Annotated in this window: 1 protein-coding gene; it reads right to left on the bottom strand. The window is 45.9% G+C overall.

What is annotated here, in order from left to right:
- Positions 1-8: 8 nt before the first annotated feature.
- Positions 9-1,168, bottom strand: a protein-coding gene (locus AACW75_RS23010) for an IS3 family transposase (RefSeq protein ID WP_089024952.1) whose coding sequence is annotated in 2 segments (ribosomal slippage) — positions 9-910 and positions 910-1,168 — 1,161 coding nt in all. Because the reading frame shifts where the segments join, the coding sequence is not laid out codon by codon here.
- Positions 1,169-1,235 lie beyond the last annotated feature (67 nt).

Genomic DNA, 1,235 nt, shown 5'->3' with positions numbered 1-1,235 from the left:
TGTAGTGGTCAACAAATACCGGACACTGACTTAAGCCGATTTTCGGCATTTACTGGCGACAGCCCATCATTTGCTTGATGAGGCCGTTGCCGATTATAGTAACTCATCAGGTAATGGCTGATGTCTTTCTTAGCTTGAGCTTGTGTCAGGTAACCTGTTGCTGGTATCCACTCGGTTTTCAAGCTTCTAAATAGCCGCTCCATGGGAGCGTTGTCCCAACAATTACCACGACGACTCATGCTTTGAGTTATACGATATCGCCAAAGTCTTTGGCGATATTTACGGCTGCTATATTGGCAGCCTTGATCTGAATGGAACATCACGTTCTTCGGACATCCTCGTTGCTCCCAGGCCATCTCCAAAGCTTTAGATACTAATTCAGTATCGGGCTTATCGGATAAAGACCACCCCACAACGCGTCGGCTAAATAGGTCAAGCACTACCGCTAAATAGGTCCACTTCGAACCTGACCAAATATAAGTAATATCGCCACACCAAACACGATTCGGAGTACTGACAGAAAACTCACGCTTCAGTAGATTTGGAATACTTGGCCTTTCTACTTTTGCATGTCTATATCGATGCGAACCTGGCTGTTTACTCATTAAATCAGCTTCACGCATTATCTGGCGAACCTTGAATCGTCCGGCTTTTATGCCTTCTTCGCTCAGCATCGAGACAAGAGTACGGCTGCCAGCAGAGCCTCGACTCATGTTGAAGAGTTCTTTAATTTGGCTAGCTAGACGAATGCGACTGGCATCCGGCTTGCGTTGCTTAAACTCGTAGTAACAAGACGAAGCTACGTTGAACAGTTCGCAAAGCATTTTGACCGATTCATGCTCCCTCAACTTGTCTATTAACGAGAACGTTCGAGTTCGTCCGACATTAAGAGAGCGGTGGCCTTTTTTAATATGGATTTTTCTCGTTCTAGCCGGTTAATCCGGGTTTCTAACTCTTGGATTTTCTTTTGCTCAGGCGTGAGGGCTTTAGCCGTTGGAGTCATCCCACCTCGCTCAACTTTGAGTTGGTCGACCCATCGCCGTAAAGCCGTTTCACCTACGCCCATAGAGTTAGCTGCTTCAGGTATGGAGTACCCTTGATCAAGAACCAAACTTGCAGCATCTAGTTTGAACTCAGTAGAAAATGTACGTCGTTGTCGTTTTGTCATTGAACACCTCATTTATGGTGGAGACTTTACCACCTAATTTGGTGTCCGGGATCATTAGACCACTACA

This window comes from Vibrio sp. L3-7, assembly GCF_963898195.1.
In the GTDB taxonomy this organism is placed as follows: domain Bacteria; phylum Pseudomonadota; class Gammaproteobacteria; order Enterobacterales; family Vibrionaceae; genus Vibrio; species Vibrio echinoideorum.
Note: the sequence above shows the minus strand (reverse complement) of the source record. Positions and strands in the feature narration are given on the sequence as shown.